Genomic DNA, 20,199 nt, shown 5'->3' with positions numbered 1-20,199 from the left:
GAAGGAGCGCACCGTGGGGGATAGCTTTCCAAAACCCTGCGGAGCCATGGATGGCGGAGCGGAGCGTACAAGGATGTATTCACAGCGTGTTTTGGAAAGCTATCCCCCACGGTGTGCGGGCGGCGATCTCCATAAAGAAGGAACGATAGCAATGGGACGGATGCAGAAGGAACTGCACACCGGCATAGATCTGGCGGTGGCACTCATCAAACAGGACACCCTGCCTGCGTTGCTGAACACCGCCACCAGCCAGCTCCAAAAAGCCTTCGGCCTCACCAAATGCTGGGCCCTCGAACTCGACCTCAGCGGCCGAACCCTCCACTGTGGCCAACTAGGCGACACCAGTGAATTCGACTGCAGCGACTTCAGCCACCCGTTTGCCCATGTACTGCAAACCGGCCAGCCCAGAGAGCTTACCCGCGCCGCCAGCTACCGCCTGGACCACCCCGGCTTCCAGACCCTGTTCGACGCCAGCGACCGCCCCAGAAGCCTCTGGCTTGAACCCCTCGCCGGCGAAGACGGCCGCACCCTCGGCATCCTCGTTCTTTGCAGCGACCATCCAGACTGGCAAGGCATCGTCGGCCAGCCCCTGTACGCCGGCATCAAACAACTGCTGGTGCATCAGTGGATCAGCCAACTGCAAACGCGCGACCAGGTCTGGCAGCGGCGCATGCTTAAACGCTCCCTGGACCACCTGCACGACGCCGAAACCCTGCGCCAGCGCTGTGAAAAACTGGCCCACACCCTGGTCGGCAACTCCGAAGCCATGGTGAACCTCCGGGCCCAAGTGGTGCGTGCCGCCGGCAGTCAGCTGTCCGTGCTGATCCAGGGCGAAACCGGCTGCGGCAAAGACGTGGTCGCCCGGGGCATCCACGACATGTCCGACCGGGCGAATGGTCCGCTGGTGGTGGTCAACTGCGCTGCCATCCCGGACACCCTGCTGGAAAGCGAACTGTTCGGCCATACCAAAGGCGCCTTCTCCGGCGCCGACCAGTCCAAAGAGGGCCTTCTGGCCCAGGCCAATGGCGGCACCCTGTTCCTGGATGAAATCGGTGACATGCCCATGGCCCTGCAGTCCAAACTGCTGCGGGTACTGGAAAGCCGCCAGTTCCGCCCCCTGGGCGCCCGGGATGAACAGCACTCCGACTTCCGGCTGGTGGCGGCTACCCATCAGCCCCTGCAGGAAGGCATCGAAGACGGCCGCTTTCGCCGTGACCTGTTCTATCGCCTCAGCCAGTTTCCATTGAGGGTTATTCCGCTGCGCGAACGCACGGAAGATCTGGAAGCCCTGAGCCGGCATTTCATTCGCCTGTACACCGAACGCGAAGGCAGTGGCCCGTTGGGTATCAGCAGCCACGCGCTGCACACGCTGGCCGGTTACAACTTTCCCGGCAACGTGCGGGAACTGCGCAACATCGTGGAATTGGCTTGCCTGCAAACGCCCGCCGGCGATGACATCCAGCCGGAAGTGTTACGCCTGGATGACCTGTTTGCCGATCCAGGCCCGGCCATGGATGCCAGCGTTGAACCGAAAGCCATGGTGGGGGTTCCGGTGGCGGATGACATCCGCGACCTGAAAGCCGCCGCCCAGGCCTTCGAGGCCGCCATTATCCGTGAACGACTGCGCCAGTACGGCGGCAACCGTGCCCAGGCTGCTGAAAGCCTTGGCCTGCCCAAACGTACCCTGGCCCATAAATGTCTGAAGTATCAGGTAACTGACGTATGACCCTGAAAGACCGAATCCAACCCGGCCTATATGGCCTGGCCATGGTGCTGGCCAGCACCGTCACGCTGGCCGACACCCGCCTGGCGGAAGCCGAGGCCTGCACGGCCGAAGCCAACCGGCTCGACCGGCTGGCCTGTTTTGATGAGGTGTTTGCCACCCCACTGGCCCGTTACGAGCAGGGTCGGCGGGTGCAGGAGGTCAACCAGTCCGAACGCTGGCGGCGGGCCTTTGCCCAGGCCAGTGGTGAAGATGCGTCCGGGGTGACCTATCGGGATACCGGTGCGGCTGCTGGCCACCTGGTCACTGTCTCTGCATTAGGGGTTCAACCGCCACGACCGGTGCTGGCGCTGCAGTGCCACAACAACATCACCGAATTGACCGTCATGCTGCCGGAACCTATCAACCGGGAGCGGGTGGAGGTGGCATTGGGGCCCGAGCGAGCCTACTGGCGGGTACGGGATGACGGCCTGGTGGTCAGTGCCGGCCGCGGCTTGCCGGCAATCCGTATAGTGCAGCAAATCGTCGGGCAGCCGGACGCTCGCATTCACGCCGAAGCCCAGGAGCTGGATGGTTTGCTGTTTGATCTTTCCGGTTATGCAGAAGCGATCCGGCCACTACGTCAGGCCTGTGGCTGGTAAGGGGGCAACGATGCAGGTTATTGAGCAACACCCATACGTTGAACAGGTGCTCGGTGCGATTCCGGGGGAAAGCGGCACCGGCGACAGCCTGGCCGAGGACCCGGTGTTGGAGTTTCTGGAAGACGAAGTGATGAAAGTGGGTTCTCTGGCTCACAACGACATCGACTGGAACAAGGTTGAGAGCGAGGCCCTCAAGCTGCTGGCAGACCGCAGCAAAGACATCAAGGTGCTGGGTTTTCTGATGCTCAGCCTGCAGCGCAGTGGCGATGGCGAACGCTTTGCCTTGTCACTGTACCTGTTGCATCGGGTGTTGGATGGCTGGTGGGAGAACGCCTGGCCCTATCCCGGCGCCAAGGGCCAGCGTGCCCGAAAAATGCTGTTTACCCAGATGCTGCAACGCGCCCTCAAAGGTGTGGAGAGCCTGAATTTTGATGCCAGCGTGGGTGATGGCCGCCAGTACTGCCTGGATCTGATCGACAAGCTGGATGACCAGGCCAAAGCCAAAGACCTGCCGGGTGACGCCTTGTTTGATCTGAAGCGGGCGGCAGAGAAACTGCCCAAACCAGACCAGCCTGGCAGCCAGGCCAGTGCCGGGGAGCCTCAAACCGCTCCGAGCCAGCCGGCAGCGGCGGCAGTAAACAAGCCGGCGGCTACCACTGCCGCAAGCGCTTCACTGGGCAACCTGACACTGGACCCGAGTAATGAGCGGGCGACCCGCCAGAGCCTGCTGAAAGTGGCTGAGCTGCTCACCGGCACTGAGCCGGACAACCCCTTGGGTTATCAGATGCGCCGCCATGCCATCTGGCAAAGCATCACCAGCCTGCCGCCCACCCGGGATGGCAAGCGAACAGACCTGGCTGCTGTGAGTGCAGACCGGGTGGCGGAGTACAAGGAAAGTCTGGATAAAACCCCGGATAACGAACTCTGGCAGCGCATCGAACAGAGCCTGTCGGTCAGCCCGTTCTGGCTCGATGGCCATTGGCTCAGTGCCCGGGCGGCGATGGCGTTGGGCCATAGCGATTGCGCCGAAGCCATCCGGGAAGCCCTGAAAGCCTTTGTGGAAAGGCTGCCGGAACTGGCAGAGCTGACCTTCAATGACGGCACCGCCTTTCTCAGTGACGATGCCGCGGACTGGATGCATACCGCACCGGCGACGGTGAAAGGCAACGGCGGTGGCGCCAACCCCTGGGAGCAGGCGCTGGACAGTGCGGTTGAACTGGCAAGGCAGAGCAAACTGCCGGCGGCACTGGAGCTGCTGGAACAAGGCCTGGCCGATGCCCGGGAACCCCGGGAACGGCTGTACTGGCGTCTGGCCAGTGCCAGGCTGCTGAAAGAAACCGGCCTGAAAGCCATGGCCGCGCAACAGATTCAGGACCTGCAAGGGCAGGTCCGAGGCCTGGTTCTGGAAGACTGGGAACCCGGCCTGATCAAACAACTGGAACGACTGGCGTAACGCCCGCACGCATCAAACGCAGGAATGGAAACCATGTGGAGAAAAGCCTTACTCATTGGTCGTTGGCTACTGCCTCATCTTCGTAACGCCGCACCGGTCACCCTGGCGCTGGCGGTCATCGCCTTGCTGGTGGCCACCTGGTGGCTGGGCCCCCGCCTGGAAATTGGCGGAGAGTACCCGTTGATGGCCTGGCAGATGCGGGCCCTGGTGACCCTGGGTGTGATTTTGCTGGTGGTGGTGTTCTGGGGTATGGCCCTGGCTCGCCGGCTGGGCAAGGTGAATAAAGCCAAGGCCGAGGAGCAACAGGAACAGGAAGATCCGATCCTGCCTATGGAACGCCGGCAGCAGCGCTTGCTGGACCGCCAGTTGCAGGCCCTGAAAAGCAATCTGCCCGGCCGCAAAGGCCTGTACCGCCTGCCCTGGTACCTGGTGATGGGCCTGGAAGATGCCGGCAAGACCAGCCTGATTCAGCGGGCAGGGCAAACCTACACCCTCACCAACGTCACCCGGAATAACCGGGGCGACCGCAACCCCTTCGGTTTTGACTGGTGGATTGGCGATAACGGTGTCCTGATCGACCCGGACGGCGAACTGCTGAGCCAGAACCAGGGCGAAGGCGCCACCGGCGAAATCCAGAACCGGCTGTGGAACCACTTTATCGGCTGGCTTGAGCGCAGCCGTCCCCAGCGCCCGCTGAATGGCGTGATTCTGGCCGTGGATCTGGCCCGCCTGAGCACCGCCAGTGATAAGCAGCGGGAAGCCCACGCCATCCTGCTGCGCACCCGCCTGCGGGAACTGATGGAACAGCTGGGTTCGCGGCTGCCAGTGTATGTCACCTTCACCAAAATGGACCTGATGTACGGCTTTGCGCCGTTCGTGCGTACCCTGTCAAAAGCCGAGAAAGACAAGGCACTGGGCTTCACCTTCCGACTGGATGGCCAGCAGGATCACGATCAGTGGCTGGAGCAGTTCGCAGACCGCTACAACGAGATGGTGGATGAGCTTAGCCAGCGCCTGCCGGATGTCCTGGCGGACACCCGCGATAACGAAGAGCGGGCCGCGGCCTATTCGTTCACTCGCCAGCTCGCGGGCCTGAAAACCACCATGGAGCAGTTCCTGACCGATCTGTTGTCGGCCGATGCCTTCTCCACGCCTGCCCTGGTCCGTGGGACCTATTTCACCTCGGTGCTGCAGGAAGGTGTGCCGGAAGATGCCTTTGTCTCTGCCGCTGCCCACAATTACCAGATGACCAGCCCCATCCAGCCGGCCCAGCGAGGCGGTCAGTCGGTCAGCCTGTTTACCAAAGGGCTGTTCCCGGAGGTGATCTATCCAGAGGCGGGCCTGGCGGGCGATAACCGCAAGGTGGTCGGCAAACGCCGTCGCAAAGTCGCTGTGGCCGCCGCCGTGGCGGTGTGTGCCGGTGCCGGCATGACCGCCGGCTGGCAGCACTATTTCATCAAGAACGCAGACGCCGCCGCCCAGGTGGAAAACCGGGTAAACGCCTTTATCAACAACTGGCAGCCGGTGGGCTACGAGCCCGACAGCACCGGCCGTAATCTGCTGCAACCGCTGGATGAATTGCGCGAGGCCACCATGGCCTTTGGCGACTACCGCAACGAGTGGAGCCTGGTAGCGGATATGGGCCTGTATCAGGGCCACAAAGTGGGGCCGGAAGTAGATGCCGCCTACCTCGACATGTTGGCCTACCAGTACCTGCCTGCATTGATGTTCGGCGTGATGGAAGAAATGGGCCGGGCACCTGACAACAGCACCGAGCGCCTGGAACACCTGCGGGTGTTGCGCATGCTGTACGACGCCAGCGGTCGGCGCAGTGACCTTGTCGCCGCTTACATGCGCAGCTACTGGCAGAACCGTTTCCCCGGCCAGCGGGAGGTGCAGAACCGCCTCTATGGCCACCTGCAATACGCCATGGCCCACACCAACCTGGCCGGCATGGCAGCCGAGGGCGACCAGACCGCCACCATGGCACTGGCACCGTTCCGCAGCAGTGTGCAGTGGGCGCAGCATGAATTGGGCCGGATCAGCACGCCAGACCGCGTCTACCGCGATCTGGAGGTGGAAGCCAACCGGGAATTCCAGGCACCGTTGGAGCTGGCGCGCAGCTCCGGGCCCGCCTTCTCCACCGTGTTCACCCGCATGGACGCCTACGGCGAACCGCTGGGTGATGAATTACCGTCCGCAGAGGATCCGTTGTCCATCCCTGCGTTGCTGACCCGCGAAGGCCTGGAGAAGTGGTTCCTGCGCAAATCCGGTTCGGTTACCGAACTGGCGTTGGTGGATGCCTGGGTGCTGGGCCGGCGTAACGATGTGGATTTCAGCAAGGCGGACGAGGCAGAGCTGCTGGCCAGCCTGCAAACGCTGTATGCCGAGAATTATGCGGAGGCCTGGCGCACCGCCGTCAGCCGGCTGGATGTCCACCGGTTTGAAGACCTGAACCACGGCGTGCGCATTCTGGAAAGCCTGACCAGCGGCCACGAACCCCTGGCCCGGTTCCTTGGCCAGGTCCAGAGTAATACCCGCCTGATCCCGGTGGGTGACGGTGAAGCCGAGGCAGCCCGAAAACTGCTGGAACAGTCGCCCCATTTCCGTATGTTGCAGGATATCGAGCGCCAGTTCGCCGACCTGAACCGGCTGACCCGCAAGCAGGGTGACCAGCCTTCTGGCCTGGATGAAATCATGCAGGTGGTGGGTGAACTGCATGAATACCTACGCAACATCCAGGAATCCCCGGATGCCGGCAAAGCCGCACTCGGTGCCGCCCGTGCCCGCATGGGCCTGCAGGGGGCAGACCCCATCTTCACGCTGCAGCGCATGGCCAACCACCAGCCGGAGCCACTGAACCGCGTGCTCAACCGGCTGGCCACGGAAAGCTGGCGCGTGGTGCTGGACCGCGCGGTGGCTCAGTTGGAGCGTGAGTGGTACCGGGAAGTTTACCAGCCGTTCCAGCAGAACCTGGCCCGGCATTATCCGTTCACCGCCGGTGCCGGTCGCGATGCCGCACTGCAGGACTTCGAGCGCTTCTTTGCCCCGGATGGCATCCTGGAAACCTTCTACAACGACAACCTGAAACTGTTCCTGGAAGACCACCCAGAACACGTGGGCGATGCCCGCCGGGCCAGTCTGGTGCGCCGCGACGTGGTGGCGTCTCTGGATCGCGCAAGGCAGATTCGCCAAGCCTTCTTCACCCGCAGCGGCACCCTGGACGTAGAATTCGCCCTGGAGCCCCTGAACCTGACCAACAACAAGCGCCGGGCGGTAGTGAACATCGATGGCCAGCTGGTGGAGTTCTCCCATGGACCGCGCCAGAGCATACCGCTGGTCTGGCCCAATACCCTGCGGGATTCCGTGGAAAGCCGCATTACCCTGGTGCCGATTCAGGTCAACCGTTCGCCCCGGAGTATCTCGGAAAGCGGCCCCTGGGCATTGTTCCGCTTGCTCGACAAAGCCGAGATTGCCGGCGTCAGCAGCAGTGCGGTCGATGTGAAGTTCACCGTGGACGATGGCGAGATGCGATATCGCCTGCATGCGGCCAGTAATACCAACCCGTTCACACAGCAGCTGCTCTCGGGGTACCGCATACCCCGCAGCTTGTATTAAACTGTGTCCCGTCGCCCGGTCTTGAATGCCCGGGTTGACCGGAGCCTGCACCTGGATGGTGCCGGCTGAAACGGAAATGTTCATTCTTCAGGGACCGAAGTCATGCCCCAGGCAAGCGGATTGCAGTTCACCGCCCGTGTAGGCGAATTCCCCTCAGATCACTTTTCGGTAGTTGGCTTTAAGCTGGCCGAACAGCTGTCTTCCTTGTTTCATGGCCGGTTAGAACTGGCGAGCACCGACCCCGATGTGGCCGCTGCTGACGTTCTGGAACAACCGGTGGACCTGGTGGTGTGGCAAGACGGCCAGCCGGTACGGCGCTTCACCGGCGTGGTCAACGAGTTCGTCCGAGGCAACACCGGCCACCGCCGCACCGCCTATCAAGTGGTCATCCAGCCCCCGGCCTGGCGCCTGGGCCTGATGCACAACAGCCGCATCTTCCAGACCCAGAGTACCGACGCCATAGTGCGCACCCTGCTCGAAGAGCGGGGCATCATTGATACGGTCTTTGACTTCAAACGCCCCCCGGAAGAACGGGAATACTGCGTCCAGCACCGGGAAAGCGACCTGCAGTTCATTGAGCGACTGGCCGCCGAAGAAGGCTGGCACTACCGTTACCAGCACGGCAGCGTGGATGGCGAAGAACAACCGGCCCTGATCATCGCCGACCACCATGGCGACGCCCCCAAGCTGGACCCGGTGCCCTGCAACACCCAGGCCGGCGGCAGTAGCAAACAGGCTTGCGTGTTCAGCTTCGCCTACGAAGAGCGCATCAAAGCCGCCTCCGTGGCCATGAAGGACTACACCTTCAAAAACCCCGCTTACGCCCTGATGCACGAACAAAGCGCCGGCAGCCCGAACCACCGCGAAGATTATCAACACTACGATTACCCAGGCCGCTACAAAGCCGACGCCAGTGGCCAGCCCTTCACCCAGGCCAGACTGGACGCCTTGAGAAACGACGCCTCCCTGGCCCAGGGCGAAAGCAACCGCCCGGACTTCACCCCAGGCGCCAAAGTGGAGCTGCAGGAACACGACAGCCAGAGCCTGAACCGGGAATGGCTGCTGACCGCCATCACCCACACCGGCAAACAGCCCCAGGCCATGGAAGAAGAAGGTGGCAGCGAACCCACCAGCTACCACAACGACTTCACCGCCATCCCGGCCGACAAAATCTGGCGGCCCCTGTGCGAACACAAGCCCATGATGGACGGCCCCCAGATGGCTATCGTCACCGGCCCCGAAGGTGAAGAGATCCACTGCGACCAGTACGGCCGGGTGAAAGTCCGATTCCCCTGGGACCGCTATTCAAAGAACGATGAACACTCCAGCGCCTGGTTACGCGTTGCCCAGGGCTGGGCCGGCGGCCAATACGGCTTTATGGCGTTACCAAGAATCGGTAACGAAGTGATTGTTTCCTTCCTGGACGGCGACCCGGACCAGCCCATCATCACCGGAAGGACTTACCACGCCACCAACACACCGCCCTACGCGCTGCCGGAACACAAAACCCGGACCACATTAAAAACCAAAACCCACAAGGGTGAGGGCAGCAACGAACTGCGCTTCGAAGACGAAGCAGACCAAGAGCAAATCTACGTTCACGCCCAGAAAGACCTGGACCTGCTGACGGAAAACAACCGTACCGAAGTCATCAAGAACGACAGCCACCTGACGGTGGAGAACAACCGCTTCAGCCACACCAAAGGCAACAGCCACCACACCGTGGACGGCGAGAAGCGCGAACAAACCGGCAAAGACCACAGCTTCAACGTCACCGGCACCCTGCACCTCAAAGCCGGCACCGCCTGGCTCAGTGACTCGGGCACCGAGCTGCATATCAAAGCCGGTCAGAAAGCGGTGATCGAAGCAGGAGCCGAAATCACCCTGAAAGCCGGCGGCAGCTTCGTAAAGATCGACCCCAGCGGCGTGGCATTGGGTGGTGCGAGTATCAAGGTGAACGCCGGTGGTTCTGGCGGTAAGGGCAGTGGACAGAGGGTGCAGGTGCCGGAGAGGCCAGGGTTGGTGACGGCCGCGGACGGGGTTGTGGCGCCGGTGGCGTTGGCGGAGGTTGGGCAGCGGTCTATTGGCAAAATCGAGGAAACGATTGAGTTGCTGGAACTCGCTGCTGTGGAAGAGTTCGCTCTGGTGGATAAATGTATGGAGCAATCGGATGGGAGTTGTCCGCTACGGGATTGCCCCTGTCGGGAGGCATTAGGATGAGCTCTGTGGAGAAGTTTAATGCCAGTGAGCTTCTGTTCATGGAAGATGAGCAGAACTGGTATGCGGTAATGGAAGGTGCCCATCCGCACTTCAATATTCGTGAACTAATTTACCGTCATGCTGTGAATCCGGAATGGGTTGCGATCTATCAATGCGAATCCTATGAGGGGATTGCAAGCGTGAGCCCTGTATTAGTTAAGCTGGATCAGCCGCGAGATTGGTTAGACTTTTGGCTAGCTGAGTTTCCAGCTCTGTCAGGATCCTTACTTCGCTCGGAGCACAGCATTGAAACTGTGGTAGCGCACCTACGCACTTTGGTTTCCGTTCGAGTTGAGGGGGGTGTTGAATCCATTTTCCGCTTTCATGATTCGTGGATTTCAAGCGCTCTATACCCAGCACTCGATGATGCCGAGAGGGCCATGTTTAATGGGCCAGTCAGGCAGTGGCTATGGATTGTGGATCAGGAGGCTTTTCTCACTGCGGCGGAAGGAATTGATGTTATGCGCAGGGATGCACAGGCACAAAGTGAAGGATGGTTGGAGCTCTGCGATAACCGCCAGAACATAATCAATAAGAGCCTCATGTCCAAACGGAATTGGAAGGAGACATACTGGTGACAGGAACATGTATTTCAGCGGGTTCTCCATGTAAAACACCCGAAAAACTGTACGTTGAAGTTGCCGGAACCGGCGTTCACTCCGGGTACGGGTTGATACTCGAAAAGAACGGAGAATTGATCAGCACGTTATCAATGGAGCAACGGCAGTGGCACCAGCGTTATGAGTGTGGCTATGCGGTCAACGCTGCTGATCGTTTTAACCACACCTTGACTCTCACCATTGAGAAAGAGCAGGGAGGCATTCTGCGGCTTCCTTTATTAGATAGGCCTCATCCAAGTCGCCTCTCTGCTCGTACGCAGCCCAATCTTTTGTTCCCGATATACCCTTTAGCAGAGATGCCAAATGTTAACGGCGAATCCGGGCACGCTTTGCTGAGGCCTGGTTACCTTTATGTGTTTTGGAAAGGAATTTTGTGGCGGGAACTTCAAAATGATGAAAATGGCAAGCTACGGGACATTGACTTAGGCAGTTACCGAGAACTCGCGAAAAATGAAGGCACCCTCGCCGCCGATGTTCGCCAACCTGTGGGTAAGCTGCTGGATACATTATGGGTACCGGCTCGTCTCCAATCGGTAGGGGATCCAAGCTGGACCATCGGCGATATAGAGGTAGCCTGGTCTGAAGAACAGTGGAGCTGGAGTTACATTGAATCCTTGGAGTCGGGTCAGGAGATAGTCCAGCTTCCGGCAAGCTATCGGGAAATGACAGGCATTCCGTCCTACGGAAAACCCCAACCGCAGGTTATTAATGAACGGCGAAAAGCTCGTTGTGTAAGCTTGGAAATGCTCGGAAATTATGAGTACCGTCGCCGTTTTGGTCCAGATAAGCGTTCGGGAACGGGCTGGTTTTCATTTCAAGATGTAGGAACTTGTCGTCGTCGAGATCCGAACCGTGAGAAAGAGGCCTCTAATCCAACCATTGTTGCGCAGGCACTGGAGGGCAATGGCTTGGATAACAATAACACTTTGCTTCAGGACATTCGGTATGAGTTAGAGCGAATGGAGGGCTTTGCGTGTAAAGCCGAGGAAACGCTTGAGTTCGCCGGTGGTTTGACTGGCTGGGTCGATGAACTGCTCGGTGAAGATTGGCGAGCCCAGTTTGCAAGTGAGCGAGACACTCCAACTGAAGATACGGCCAAAGATAAGTCTGAGATTGCTCGCAGTGATCTGTTGCGAGAGGTGCGTCAACGCCTGCAAGCTGGCACCAGCGATAAAGATCAGGTCGCTCATCTTCGGACGCGGCATATACCTGCGATTCTTTTACCTGATGTTTTGTTTGAGCTCGAGTGGCTTACGGCTCAGACCACTTTGCACTTAACCTACCTTTCGACGATAGCGCAGGCCGCTCAGGGACACCCTCATTTCAAAAGCGCTATGCTCGTTCATTCAGCTATTTTTGATCATAAAGGTTATGAGCGCGGACCATTCGATGACTATAAATACGCCGTCGACACTGCCAAGTTAGATGCTGCGCTGCGAAAGGGGGACCGGGAAGCCTGTCGTGAGAAATGCTACGAATTGATCCAGCGCCGAATTACGTTGCTGGAGGATCGAGCAGTTCCTGTATTCAAGGACCTTTTTGAGCTTAACGGCCTGCGCCAGCCTATTGCTCTCGCAACATTTAATACGTTGTTTACTCATTTGGAAACCTCGGTGTTTCAGTTTGACCCACTCGTGAGTAAGGTCGCAAGAGAAAAGGAAGCATATAGAGATCACGCGGGGGCCGAATTTATCAAGAGAATTTCCCTCGGGAAGGAAGGTTTATCTGTCTTTTTCAAGATAGATTCGGACACCTCTAATGACCAAGTTGCAACAGGAGATGAGATTGGTGATGGATCAGGCCAGCCGAGGCCTGGGCTTCTGAAGTGGCTTCAAGCCCTACAAATCGAAAAGGGTGATTTGCCGAAAGCGCTACAGGAACAATACGAGCTGAGCGAGTGGGAGCGGGAGAAAGTATACGACAACATCAGAAAGATGGGAGATCCAGACTTGCTTGAGTGGGGCGCGGCGTCCTATACCACCATGGGCCAGCTGATGGCGGACCTCTCTAGTGAGCTCTATGTGCGCACCCAGCGGGCTATTTTGAGGTCAATTGGCACCAGCCCAATTTATAACGCAACGGATACACTTCAAGTTCCGATTAGGTACATGAAACTCGGAAATCCCTTTTTTGGTGGATTGGTCGTAGACCATGCTAATCCTTTCATACCTAACCCGGATTTCTCATAGGTCCCCAGCAAGTCTCGCAGACTGTGCGGGTTACCGCCATTACCGCTCATTGGCGGCCGTGACTGATCAATAATCGATCAATTCCTGTTGTCCGGACACACGGCCCCCTTTCCCCCATTGAGTCGGGCCGGGGGAGCCCGGGCTTCTATCCCGGAACCAGTTGACGCACCAGGTCAGAGAGTTCGTCTTTGTAAGGATAGGCATCGCTCATCAACACCCGTATGCGCCGAGTGTTGCGAATGATGACCGCGCCCACCTTGATCAGCTTCAGCCGCAGGTTACTGGCGCTCATTCTCTCGAAGGGCGTCTTCTTCAAGTGGGCCCGTAATCGCTCGAACAGCGTGTAGGCAAAGCCCGACAGGAGCAACCGCCACTGATTGGTCCACCACCGCGTGCTGGAGGTGCGATCTGCGAACAGACACAACTGCTGATCCTTGATCCGGTTTTCCATGTCACCCCGGGCACAGTATTGCTCGTAGTAGAGTTTAACGCCGTCGTCGTAACGGGAACTGATAATGAACCTGGGGTTGGCACCCAGTTCGCCTTCCTCCAGACGCGCGATCACCCAGCGGGGGTGTTTCCAGGTTCGGGCCTGGTACTGGAACCGGTAGGTGGCGGAGACTTTTTCACCCAGTTCGTTGTGAGCCTTGCGAACCAGCATCGAGGGTACGTCTACCTCCTTGAGCAGCCGGCTGTTCTTGCTGATGCCGACCAGATAGTCCACGTTGTTCCGGTCGCACCAGCTCAGCAATCGGGGACGGTAAAAGCCGCTGTCACCCCGGAACACGATGCGGGTATCCGGCCAGTACTGCCGAATGAACTTCACCAGCAAGGCCAGAATGGCCCAGCTGTGGCGGCTGTCGCTTCGGTTGCTGGTGCGCAGGTAGCTCACCAGCAGATGGCGACCGCAGAACACGTACAGTGGGAAGTAACAATGGTGATCGTAGTAGGCGTTAAAGAACTTGCCGGGCTGGTCGCCATGCACCGGAACATCGGTGCCATCAAAATCCAGCACAATTTCCTTGGGTGGAGTCTCGTGCTGTTCAATGAAGTGATGCCACAGCAGTTCGTGGGCTTTGACCACCGCCTGCCGGTCCACGCGCTGTTCCATGCGGCACAAGGTCGATTTGCCCGCCAGAATGGCATCTTCACCGGTCGCGGTCTGAAGTGCCTGATCAGTGCGTAGCGCCTCGTGATCGTTCAGGTCTTCGTACCCGGCGGCCACGCCAAAGACCCGCTGCCGGATCATGGTCTGAAGCTTGTGGCGAACCAGTACCGGATTACGGGCATCGTTCAGAACCGTAGCCAGGCGCTGAGTGAGCTGGTGTTGTTTGTCGACTTCGCGAAGTAGGAGCAATCCGGCATCGGAGGTAATGTGGCCACCGGAGAAGTCGGCTTCAATTTGACGGCGAGAGAGTGGCGAGAAGGTCAGTTTTTCAGGTACCATTTTGGAAGCGGCTGTTGGTGCTTGGTGGATTGGTTAGGCTCTTGAAATCATAGCACTTTCAGCCGCTTTCTTTTATCCCGTCATGAGAAATCCGGGCTAACCCGAACCCTAAAATGGTTGTTATTGGCATGCGGTATGGCAGCCAGACAATGGGGATCGGCAAGTTTTCCAATGAGGCGATAAACGAGGCACTTAAAAAGTCCAGTGGCTCGCAAATCGTAAGACCCAAAGGTGGCGTCATTAATCGGGTAGGGCCCGGAATGAGCGGTAACTATGCCGTTATCCGTAATGGCAACGGTAAACTTCTTGCCAATGCTACTTCGGTTGCTGGTTTGCAGGGTAAGACCCCTACCGTGTCGACCCAGGTCGAAATGTTGTTGGCTCATGAGAACAGCGTAGCCGCCAGGATGTCCCGAGGACTGACGAGCCAAAGTAAGGGCGTTCTTTTGCGTTGGGCGCCGCCCGGGATGCTGGCGGTTTTTGGTTGGAATACGATAGCTTCTATTGAGGGCATTTCTAGAACAGTTCGGGACCTGGATTTTGGTAAGCTTCCTAAAGACATTGCAACTTTAGCATATGGAGCAACTAATCTTTTATATTGGCTCGGGCATATTGTCGAAGCTGAAAACTCTGTTCAGCAAAACCGTCTTTCTTGGCTTACGAAAACTCGGCTGGATGTTGACAAGATCAGCAACGTCGTCGGTAAATCAATAGCTAGGCGATTGTTTGCGGATAGATTGATGTCAATTGCCAAATTTGCAGGTGCCTTTGGGGCAGGCTTAGAAGTCATATTGTCGCTATGGGAGGGTGTTCAGCGGTTGCGGGCTAATGATACGGACGCGGCTGCAGGGTATTTCATTGCCGCAGCGGGGTTTGGTGTCTTTATGTTCTCTCATCTTGCAGGAGCCGGCGTGATTCCGATCATCGGGGTGAGTTTTGCGGCAGCTTTGGCTGCAGTAGCGCTTCTCGTCGCTCTTTCCGCTTTGGTCTGGGCCATTTTCAAGACAGATGATGCCTTGGAAGTATGGTTAAAGCACGGCCCGTTCGGCAAGGAGAATCCCGGTAGAAAATATACGCATCTTCACGACGAGCCAGAAGATTCATTTCAGTTCATGGTCAATGGACTTTTCCCGCTTAAAGGCACGAGTGGCAGTCTGGCAGAGTTTAACGACCGACGCCTTTTGTCCAAGACAGAGAAGGATTGGTTGGAAGATCATGAGCGAACGGAAGGGCAGATCATTGCTGTTAGTTCCGCCGCGTTTGCGTTAGTCGACGAGCCTGACGAGCAGTTCAATGCAAAATTCTGGATCTCAACGAGACAGGGACACAAAGCAAAGTCTATAGAGCCGGAGTTTGTATTTTATGATGCCGAGCGGCAGATGCTTCGGTTTCATCTTCCGAAACCCCGTTGGCGTTGGGCTGGTCGATCGCGTTCCCTTGAAAGACTGACCGCCAAGGTTAGGATCACTCTCGGTAATGGTGGCTTGCTCCCCGTCAGTGATATGGAGAAGCCCTTGGTATCGGGAGTGGACGTCCCCACTCTTAATGACGATAGCCCTCGCTGGCTTACCATCACGAGTTGACCATTTATGACCGATGTTTATCGAGATACTGCCTATCGTTCTGATGCGATACCGGTGTTGTTAGCGGGAGGCCATCCAGACATGGATTTGGCGTTTCAACGCTTGCCTTGGGGTGGGACTCACAATCCAATCATGCCGAACACCATTGAGGTACAGTTGACCTACGCCAGATTATACGAAAATGATGCGGAGAGTGGATTTCCTTGGGACGATACCACATACCTGATAGGTAATGGCTTTTTACGCGGGCTTCAAGGGTTTTTGTATATTCTTTATATGTCAGTAGGGGTGGGTTTAATCGCATCATTGGCTGGATTAGCAATCGCAATTATAAGTTTAATTATATATCATCAAAGCATTAGTAACTTTGTAGATCTTATTGATTCTGTTAAATATTATTTTGGTATTTTGCTAGGTTTTTATTTTGGCGGAAAGTACGGCCGAATTCTAATAGCGTGGATAAGTGAAAAGCGCCAACGTGCCAACCCCACGGGTCTGTATCGCCGGGAAGGTCTGGTTCGCATAAAAAAAGGAAAGGCGGTTTTCGAGGCGCCCTTCATTGAGTTCGATGCCTATCTGGTGCACAGCCCTTCAGGACGTGGTGGTCGGTATTTCAATCTTCTCCTGCAGCACCGTTACAGTAAGCATCAACTGTGGATGAAAGGTTTGTTGACGGACGCGATGGATCAAAAGGAAGTGTATGCTTATTGGGAAATGATCCAGCAGTTCATGGATGTGTCGGGGCCTTTGCCGGACGTGCCTATTTTCGAGCCGTTCCGGCACCGTGATCCGGTTACGGCGGAATGGGACCAGCGCACTGGGCGTGATCCGTTCAAGTGGCGAAAGATTTCGCCCGAATCCTGGCGTAAACATCACGAACAGACGTATCGGGAGCGTTTGAGGGCTACGAACTTCCACCAGGCCTGTATTCTGGACGCCCATATCCAGGGGAGGGGTTTGCCGCTGCCTGATCAGCCGCAAGGGGCCATGCTGGCATGATGAGTTCCAGATATGACGCTTTTAAGATTTCCTCAGTGATGGGCTGCTGGGGGCAACAATGACAAACGTCACATCAGGTTCCTATCGTCGGGATGCGATACCTTAACAGAACCCCCTGAGGGGTATCAGCCGGTTTGCTGAATCACCCGTGGAGGCTGCGATGGTGTGGTGCTGGAGAAGCTGAAGTATGCATCATGAATAAAGCAACGAAAGAGTTTTGGGTCAAGAGACCCGGACTTGTCCTGTCAATCCGTGTTTAAGACGTTTTTTGTGCGCCGGCCTTTGTATTTTCGTGGATTGACGTGTTGATGTGAATGGATCAGTCTCAGGGAGCCGTGTATAGTTGTTACGTTTGAAGTCACTGCCGGACGCAGTGCGATACTGGAAAAGGATAATCCAATGTTACTTTCCCCTGAAATCAGATTTCAGAGTATTTCTGTCAACGATCTCCAAAGCCTCGCAGAGGATCTCCAGCGGGCGCTTCCCCACTCGACCATTACGCCTATTAATCAGCGCGGCAAACCCGTCGACTGGCGCGGTGGTGATGTTGCTGCACTACAGCTCAAAAACGATGATCGCAAGAAGCCTTTCATGGTGTTGAGCATTAAAGAAGCCACTGTCGCACCCCAACATTCTGACTCTGACACTTTAACGGCGACATTGTCGGTCCTCTCAGACAAGCTCGAACTTCAACAAGACGAAGAAATCGCAACTGGCCTGGTTTGTACGGCAGGGTTCCTCGCTGTGTTTGGCTTCATCATGGCGGAAAGAGCGGCTCCCCAAACTATGTTGATGGTCGGTGTTCTGGGGTTGGGTGTTTTTCTGCTGCTTCTTGGCCTCGTGATGTTCGGATTGAGGAGTCGTAATGCTCCTGATAAAGGTACCAGCAAACTGTCGTTGTTTTTTATACTGCCGGGCTTTTTGATGACGGCCCCTCTTAGTTTGCTGAACCTCCCCTTGATGCATTACCTCCGGCGTTTCCAGGGCAGTCGATTACTCGATCAGTTGATGTGATTGGAATCGCCACAGCCATCCCGTTATTCACAGTTTGGGGCTTTGAGAAGTGCGGCCCTTATAGAGTTAAACTTCAAGAAGTGTCACCACAAGGAGAACACCATGTCAGGAAGTCGCGATCATCTCGAAATGTCATTCATGTCCATCCAGTGCTTTGCCGATGACGGCAAGTTGGATGCCGAAGAATTAGGATCAATCGTTCGTATTGCCGAGCGCGATGGTGTGATTGATGAGAACGAAATCCGGGTACTTCGGAACATCATTTCCAGGATCAAACCGGAAGAGGTGGATGGCGCTATGCGCCGCCGCTTGCAGGAAATTGAACGCAAGATTTCGGCAGCATGATTACCTGAAAAAACTGGGGCTAACCATAGTTGCGCTCGCTCGGTGCATCGCACCGGTTGAATCCTGAAGTGGAGCTGCTTACCATACGCCGCTCAAATGGATACGAATACAGGGAATGTTAGGAATGGAATCTTCCTCAAAGCGCCGGCTTACCGCCGACGAATTACCTCATCGTATTGAAAATTTCCCGCTTGCTCAGAAACTCGAGTCCAGACAGAACATCAGTAACGTTCTAACTGTGCTCGGTATCGCGATTGCCGTAATCGGTGGCCTGATCCTGATCGGTGGGCCGAGCTCTATCCGGGTTGGTTGGAATGGCCCAACCCTTTGGGAAACGATTCTACTGAATCCCGGGCCCATTTTTTCCATTGGCGTCATGCTTCTGGTAGCCGGTTCTCAGATCACGCCTTCCGTGATTCAGGAAGTTCAAACATACGTAGACGAGCATTTCGTGCTGGTTAATGAACCGGGCGTCCCGGCGGAAGAGGGAGTGATGACCTGGCAGATTGTCCCGGGCGGGCACCTTGATCTTGTCTTTGTTTCGTTGGCGGAGTTATCAGAAGCCGAGCAGCAAAGCTGAGCAAGGCTCGTTTCAAGAAAATCAGTTCCAACAGGGATCGTAGCTATGGGCGCAGTTGTAGAATCGTCACCGTCTGCTTCGCTGAAGAAAGCGTTGGACCAGAACAATATCAAGGAATTGCTGACTCGCTGGGCAGAGCAATCCTTTTTTACACTTTTTGCGACGGACCCTTCGGGTATCGAGCGTGTGGCCTTTGTCCAGTACGGGCCGGATCAGGCTGCTATCGTTGCATTGGACCAGCAGGAGGCTGAGGATCTGGTCTCGGCGCTTACTGAGCATAACCCATCAGTCAAACCCTTCGTCAAAACCTTGCCCCTTTGGGAAATCGCTCGTTTGGCCCATTCCGATGGGGGCATCGTGACGTGGCACCAACAAGGCGCCGTGCTTGAAGGTGGGCCCCTGGCAGCACTGGGGCATACGGCGCTGGCCACAAGTGAAGAGGGCGGCGATCGTTATTACAAGATAACGACTTTGCCCCTTGAGGGTGAGGGCGCTGAGGACCTGGCTCCGGGCTGCCTGCAGTACTGGAACGACGAAGGTGAAGGCGCCGACACCGGTACTTTGCGACTGATTTACGATGACACCGTTGATTGGCAGGGTAATCCCATGCTGCCGGATTTGCCGGAGTCAGCAGTGCCACGCTCAGCTCTGTCAGACGGTGAGCGCCGGATATTTGATCGTTGGGCAACGCCGGTGCTTGGCCGGCACGTGCCGTTGACGCGGGATCAGAACGCCAGTCATCAGCCCCGGTTATCCGCCGTTGAGACAATGCCTCCGGCACTCCTGGCCACGGCACAGCAGTTCTACGAGTTGCTGGAGGAGCGGTTGTTCAACCAGAGTTCGGGCCTGAAACTCGAAGTGGCACCCACGACGATTACTCCAATCGCCGTTGACGATGATGGTAACGAATACGAGGAAGAACCTGTCGGAGCCATTCGATTTGCGATTCAATACATGCAGCAAAGCCGCTTTGGTGCCGGTATAACGTCGCTCAAACTGTATGAAGAAACTCTGAGGGTTGAAGAGGTTGAACGAATGCCGTATCGGCTGCCGCAGGCGCCGGGGCTTCATCCACTTCCAGACGCCCTGCGCGGGCTGCTTCTGCGGCACATTAGCTGGAGGTTGTGTGTGCTCTCGCGCAGGTTGGAAGACGGTTTGTTTTTCTTGGGTGGGCATTTACGGGACCTGCTTTCAGCTCAGCCAGAAAACTCGGATTCACGCTTTTTCAGTGATCCCGATGACGAACGGTTTCCCTTTCTGGCCGGTTTCCGGTGCGGTGAGAATCTGGTGCCGGTGTTGGTTCTCGGGATGCAGGATGGCAACTATGTCTGTAGTCCTCAGCAAGACGTTGAGTTGGATGAAGAACAGGTTGCCACGGAGCTGCCGCAACGGGAATTTGTCGTTGTCGATGGTGTTATGACCCTTTGGGACGCGCTGGGCTCGATTGTTGTGCCGCCAGCGCTGATTGAATATCCGGAACCCTGGTATAACGGTGTTCGGGTGTCGCTGGACCAAACCGTGTCGCAAACCATCAGGAGTCTTGCGCTTCTGAGTTTTGCCTCTCAGGACGACGACACCTCAGGGCCAGCTGTTTCCGAAAATCGTGACAACGCTTCCGACGGCAAATTGCTCCTGAAGTGGATGGGAGCAGCCGCCATTGTCTTTGTTTTCGTCATGATTCTGGTTGGCTACTGAGTCTGCGTTGGCTTGGGCGATTGTGTGTAACCC

The 20,199-nt window shown here is 57.0% G+C and carries 14 protein-coding genes; 13 read left to right on the top strand and 1 reads right to left on the bottom strand.

Going from position 1 to position 20,199, the window contains the following annotated elements:
- Positions 1 to 160: 160 nt before the first annotated feature.
- The 7 genes from ACNSOI_RS18595 (at position 161) to ACNSOI_RS18565 (ending at position 12,503) form a co-directional block, all read left to right on the top strand.
- Positions 161 to 1,726, top strand: a complete 1,566-nt coding sequence (locus tag ACNSOI_RS18595; protein ID WP_058090738.1) for a sigma-54 interaction domain-containing protein — start codon at positions 161 to 163, stop codon at positions 1,724 to 1,726.
- Entirely contained in the window at positions 1,723 to 2,364 is a 642-nt protein-coding gene (gene vasI, locus ACNSOI_RS18590; protein ID WP_420194767.1) for a type VI secretion system-associated protein VasI, read from the top strand. The genes ACNSOI_RS18595 and vasI overlap by 4 nt, the downstream gene beginning before the upstream one ends.
- Positions 2,365 to 2,374: 10 nt before the next feature.
- Positions 2,375 to 3,817: a type VI secretion system protein TssA gene (gene tssA, locus ACNSOI_RS18585; protein WP_286252417.1), complete on the top strand. Its 1,443-nt coding sequence runs from the start codon at positions 2,375 to 2,377 to the stop codon at positions 3,815 to 3,817.
- A gap of 24 nt (positions 3,818 to 3,841) precedes the next feature.
- Positions 3,842 to 7,435 (top strand): type VI secretion system membrane subunit TssM, encoded by a 3,594-nt coding sequence (gene tssM, locus ACNSOI_RS18580; RefSeq protein ID WP_420194766.1) that lies wholly within the window; start codon positions 3,842 to 3,844, stop codon positions 7,433 to 7,435.
- Positions 7,436 to 7,537: 102 nt separating this feature from the next.
- On the top strand, positions 7,538 to 9,655 hold the full coding sequence (locus tag ACNSOI_RS18575; RefSeq protein WP_420194765.1) for a type VI secretion system Vgr family protein: 2,118 nt from the start codon (positions 7,538 to 7,540) through the stop codon (positions 9,653 to 9,655).
- Between the two features lie 5 nt (positions 9,656 to 9,660).
- The gene (locus tag ACNSOI_RS18570; RefSeq protein WP_420194764.1) at positions 9,661 to 10,272 is read left to right on the top strand and encodes a DUF4123 domain-containing protein; all 612 of its coding nucleotides are present in this window, start codon (positions 9,661 to 9,663) and stop codon (positions 10,270 to 10,272) included.
- Positions 10,269 to 12,503 carry a hypothetical protein gene (locus ACNSOI_RS18565; RefSeq protein ID WP_420194763.1) on the top strand — a complete coding sequence of 745 codons (2,235 nt, stop codon included), beginning with the start codon at positions 10,269 to 10,271 and terminating at the stop codon, positions 12,501 to 12,503. Before ACNSOI_RS18570 ends, ACNSOI_RS18565 begins: the two co-directional genes overlap by 4 nt.
- A gap of 145 nt (positions 12,504 to 12,648) precedes the next feature.
- Here the strand turns inward: ACNSOI_RS18565 and ACNSOI_RS18560 are convergent, their stop codons facing one another.
- Positions 12,649 to 13,950, bottom strand: a complete 1,302-nt coding sequence (locus tag ACNSOI_RS18560; protein WP_420194073.1) for an IS1380 family transposase — start codon at positions 13,948 to 13,950, stop codon at positions 12,649 to 12,651.
- Positions 13,951 to 14,063: 113 nt separating this feature from the next.
- Between ACNSOI_RS18560 and ACNSOI_RS18555 the strand changes: the two genes are divergently transcribed.
- From ACNSOI_RS18555 to ACNSOI_RS18530, 6 genes are all read left to right on the top strand, one after another.
- The gene (locus tag ACNSOI_RS18555; RefSeq protein ID WP_420194762.1) at positions 14,064 to 15,533 is read left to right on the top strand and encodes a hypothetical protein; all 1,470 of its coding nucleotides are present in this window, start codon (positions 14,064 to 14,066) and stop codon (positions 15,531 to 15,533) included.
- A 6-nt stretch (positions 15,534 to 15,539) separates the two neighbouring features.
- On the top strand, positions 15,540 to 16,532 hold the full coding sequence (locus tag ACNSOI_RS18550) for a hypothetical protein (RefSeq protein ID WP_420194761.1): 993 nt from the start codon (positions 15,540 to 15,542) through the stop codon (positions 16,530 to 16,532).
- A gap of 399 nt (positions 16,533 to 16,931) precedes the next feature.
- Entirely contained in the window at positions 16,932 to 17,546 is a 615-nt protein-coding gene (locus tag ACNSOI_RS18545; protein ID WP_420194760.1) for a hypothetical protein, read from the top strand.
- A gap of 102 nt (positions 17,547 to 17,648) precedes the next feature.
- Entirely contained in the window at positions 17,649 to 17,891 is a 243-nt protein-coding gene (locus ACNSOI_RS18540) for a hypothetical protein (RefSeq protein WP_420194759.1), read from the top strand.
- A gap of 115 nt (positions 17,892 to 18,006) precedes the next feature.
- Positions 18,007 to 18,471, top strand: a complete 465-nt coding sequence (locus ACNSOI_RS18535; protein ID WP_420194758.1) for a hypothetical protein — start codon at positions 18,007 to 18,009, stop codon at positions 18,469 to 18,471.
- Positions 18,472 to 18,516: 45 nt separating this feature from the next.
- A complete protein-coding gene (locus ACNSOI_RS18530; RefSeq protein ID WP_420194757.1) occupies positions 18,517 to 20,166 on the top strand; it encodes a hypothetical protein in 1,650 nt (549 codons plus the stop codon).
- The last annotated feature ends 33 nt before the right edge of the window (positions 20,167 to 20,199 follow it).

The organism is Marinobacter sp. GH_1 (assembly GCF_048595985.1).
Lineage (GTDB): Bacteria > Pseudomonadota > Gammaproteobacteria > Pseudomonadales > Oleiphilaceae > Marinobacter > Marinobacter shengliensis.
The sequence above is the reverse complement of the archived record's forward strand: the minus strand, read 5'-3'. Positions and strand labels throughout refer to the sequence as shown.

Excerpts from the sequence above, each read along its gene's own strand:
- ACNSOI_RS18550 (WP_420194761.1), top strand. The coding sequence starts at position 15,540 with ATGACCGATGTTTATCGAGATACTGCCTATCGTTCTGATGCGATACCG.
- ACNSOI_RS18540 (WP_420194759.1), top strand. The coding sequence starts at position 17,649 with ATGTCAGGAAGTCGCGATCATCTCGAAATGTCATTCATGTCCATCCAG.
- ACNSOI_RS18595 (WP_058090738.1), top strand. The coding sequence starts at position 161 with ATGCAGAAGGAACTGCACACCGGCATAGATCTGGCGGTGGCACTCATC.
- ACNSOI_RS18530 (WP_420194757.1), top strand. The coding sequence starts at position 18,517 with ATGGGCGCAGTTGTAGAATCGTCACCGTCTGCTTCGCTGAAGAAAGCG.
- ACNSOI_RS18555 (WP_420194762.1), top strand. The coding sequence starts at position 14,064 with ATGGTTGTTATTGGCATGCGGTATGGCAGCCAGACAATGGGGATCGGC.
- tssM (WP_420194766.1), top strand. The coding sequence starts at position 3,842 with ATGGAAACCATGTGGAGAAAAGCCTTACTCATTGGTCGTTGGCTACTG.
- tssA (WP_286252417.1), top strand. The coding sequence starts at position 2,375 with ATGCAGGTTATTGAGCAACACCCATACGTTGAACAGGTGCTCGGTGCG.
- vasI (WP_420194767.1), top strand. The coding sequence starts at position 1,723 with ATGACCCTGAAAGACCGAATCCAACCCGGCCTATATGGCCTGGCCATG.
- ACNSOI_RS18560 (WP_420194073.1), bottom strand. The coding sequence starts at position 13,950 with ATGGTACCTGAAAAACTGACCTTCTCGCCACTCTCTCGCCGTCAAATT.
- ACNSOI_RS18575 (WP_420194765.1), top strand. The coding sequence starts at position 7,538 with ATGCCCCAGGCAAGCGGATTGCAGTTCACCGCCCGTGTAGGCGAATTC.
- ACNSOI_RS18545 (WP_420194760.1), top strand. The coding sequence starts at position 16,932 with ATGTTACTTTCCCCTGAAATCAGATTTCAGAGTATTTCTGTCAACGAT.
- ACNSOI_RS18535 (WP_420194758.1), top strand. The coding sequence starts at position 18,007 with ATGTTAGGAATGGAATCTTCCTCAAAGCGCCGGCTTACCGCCGACGAA.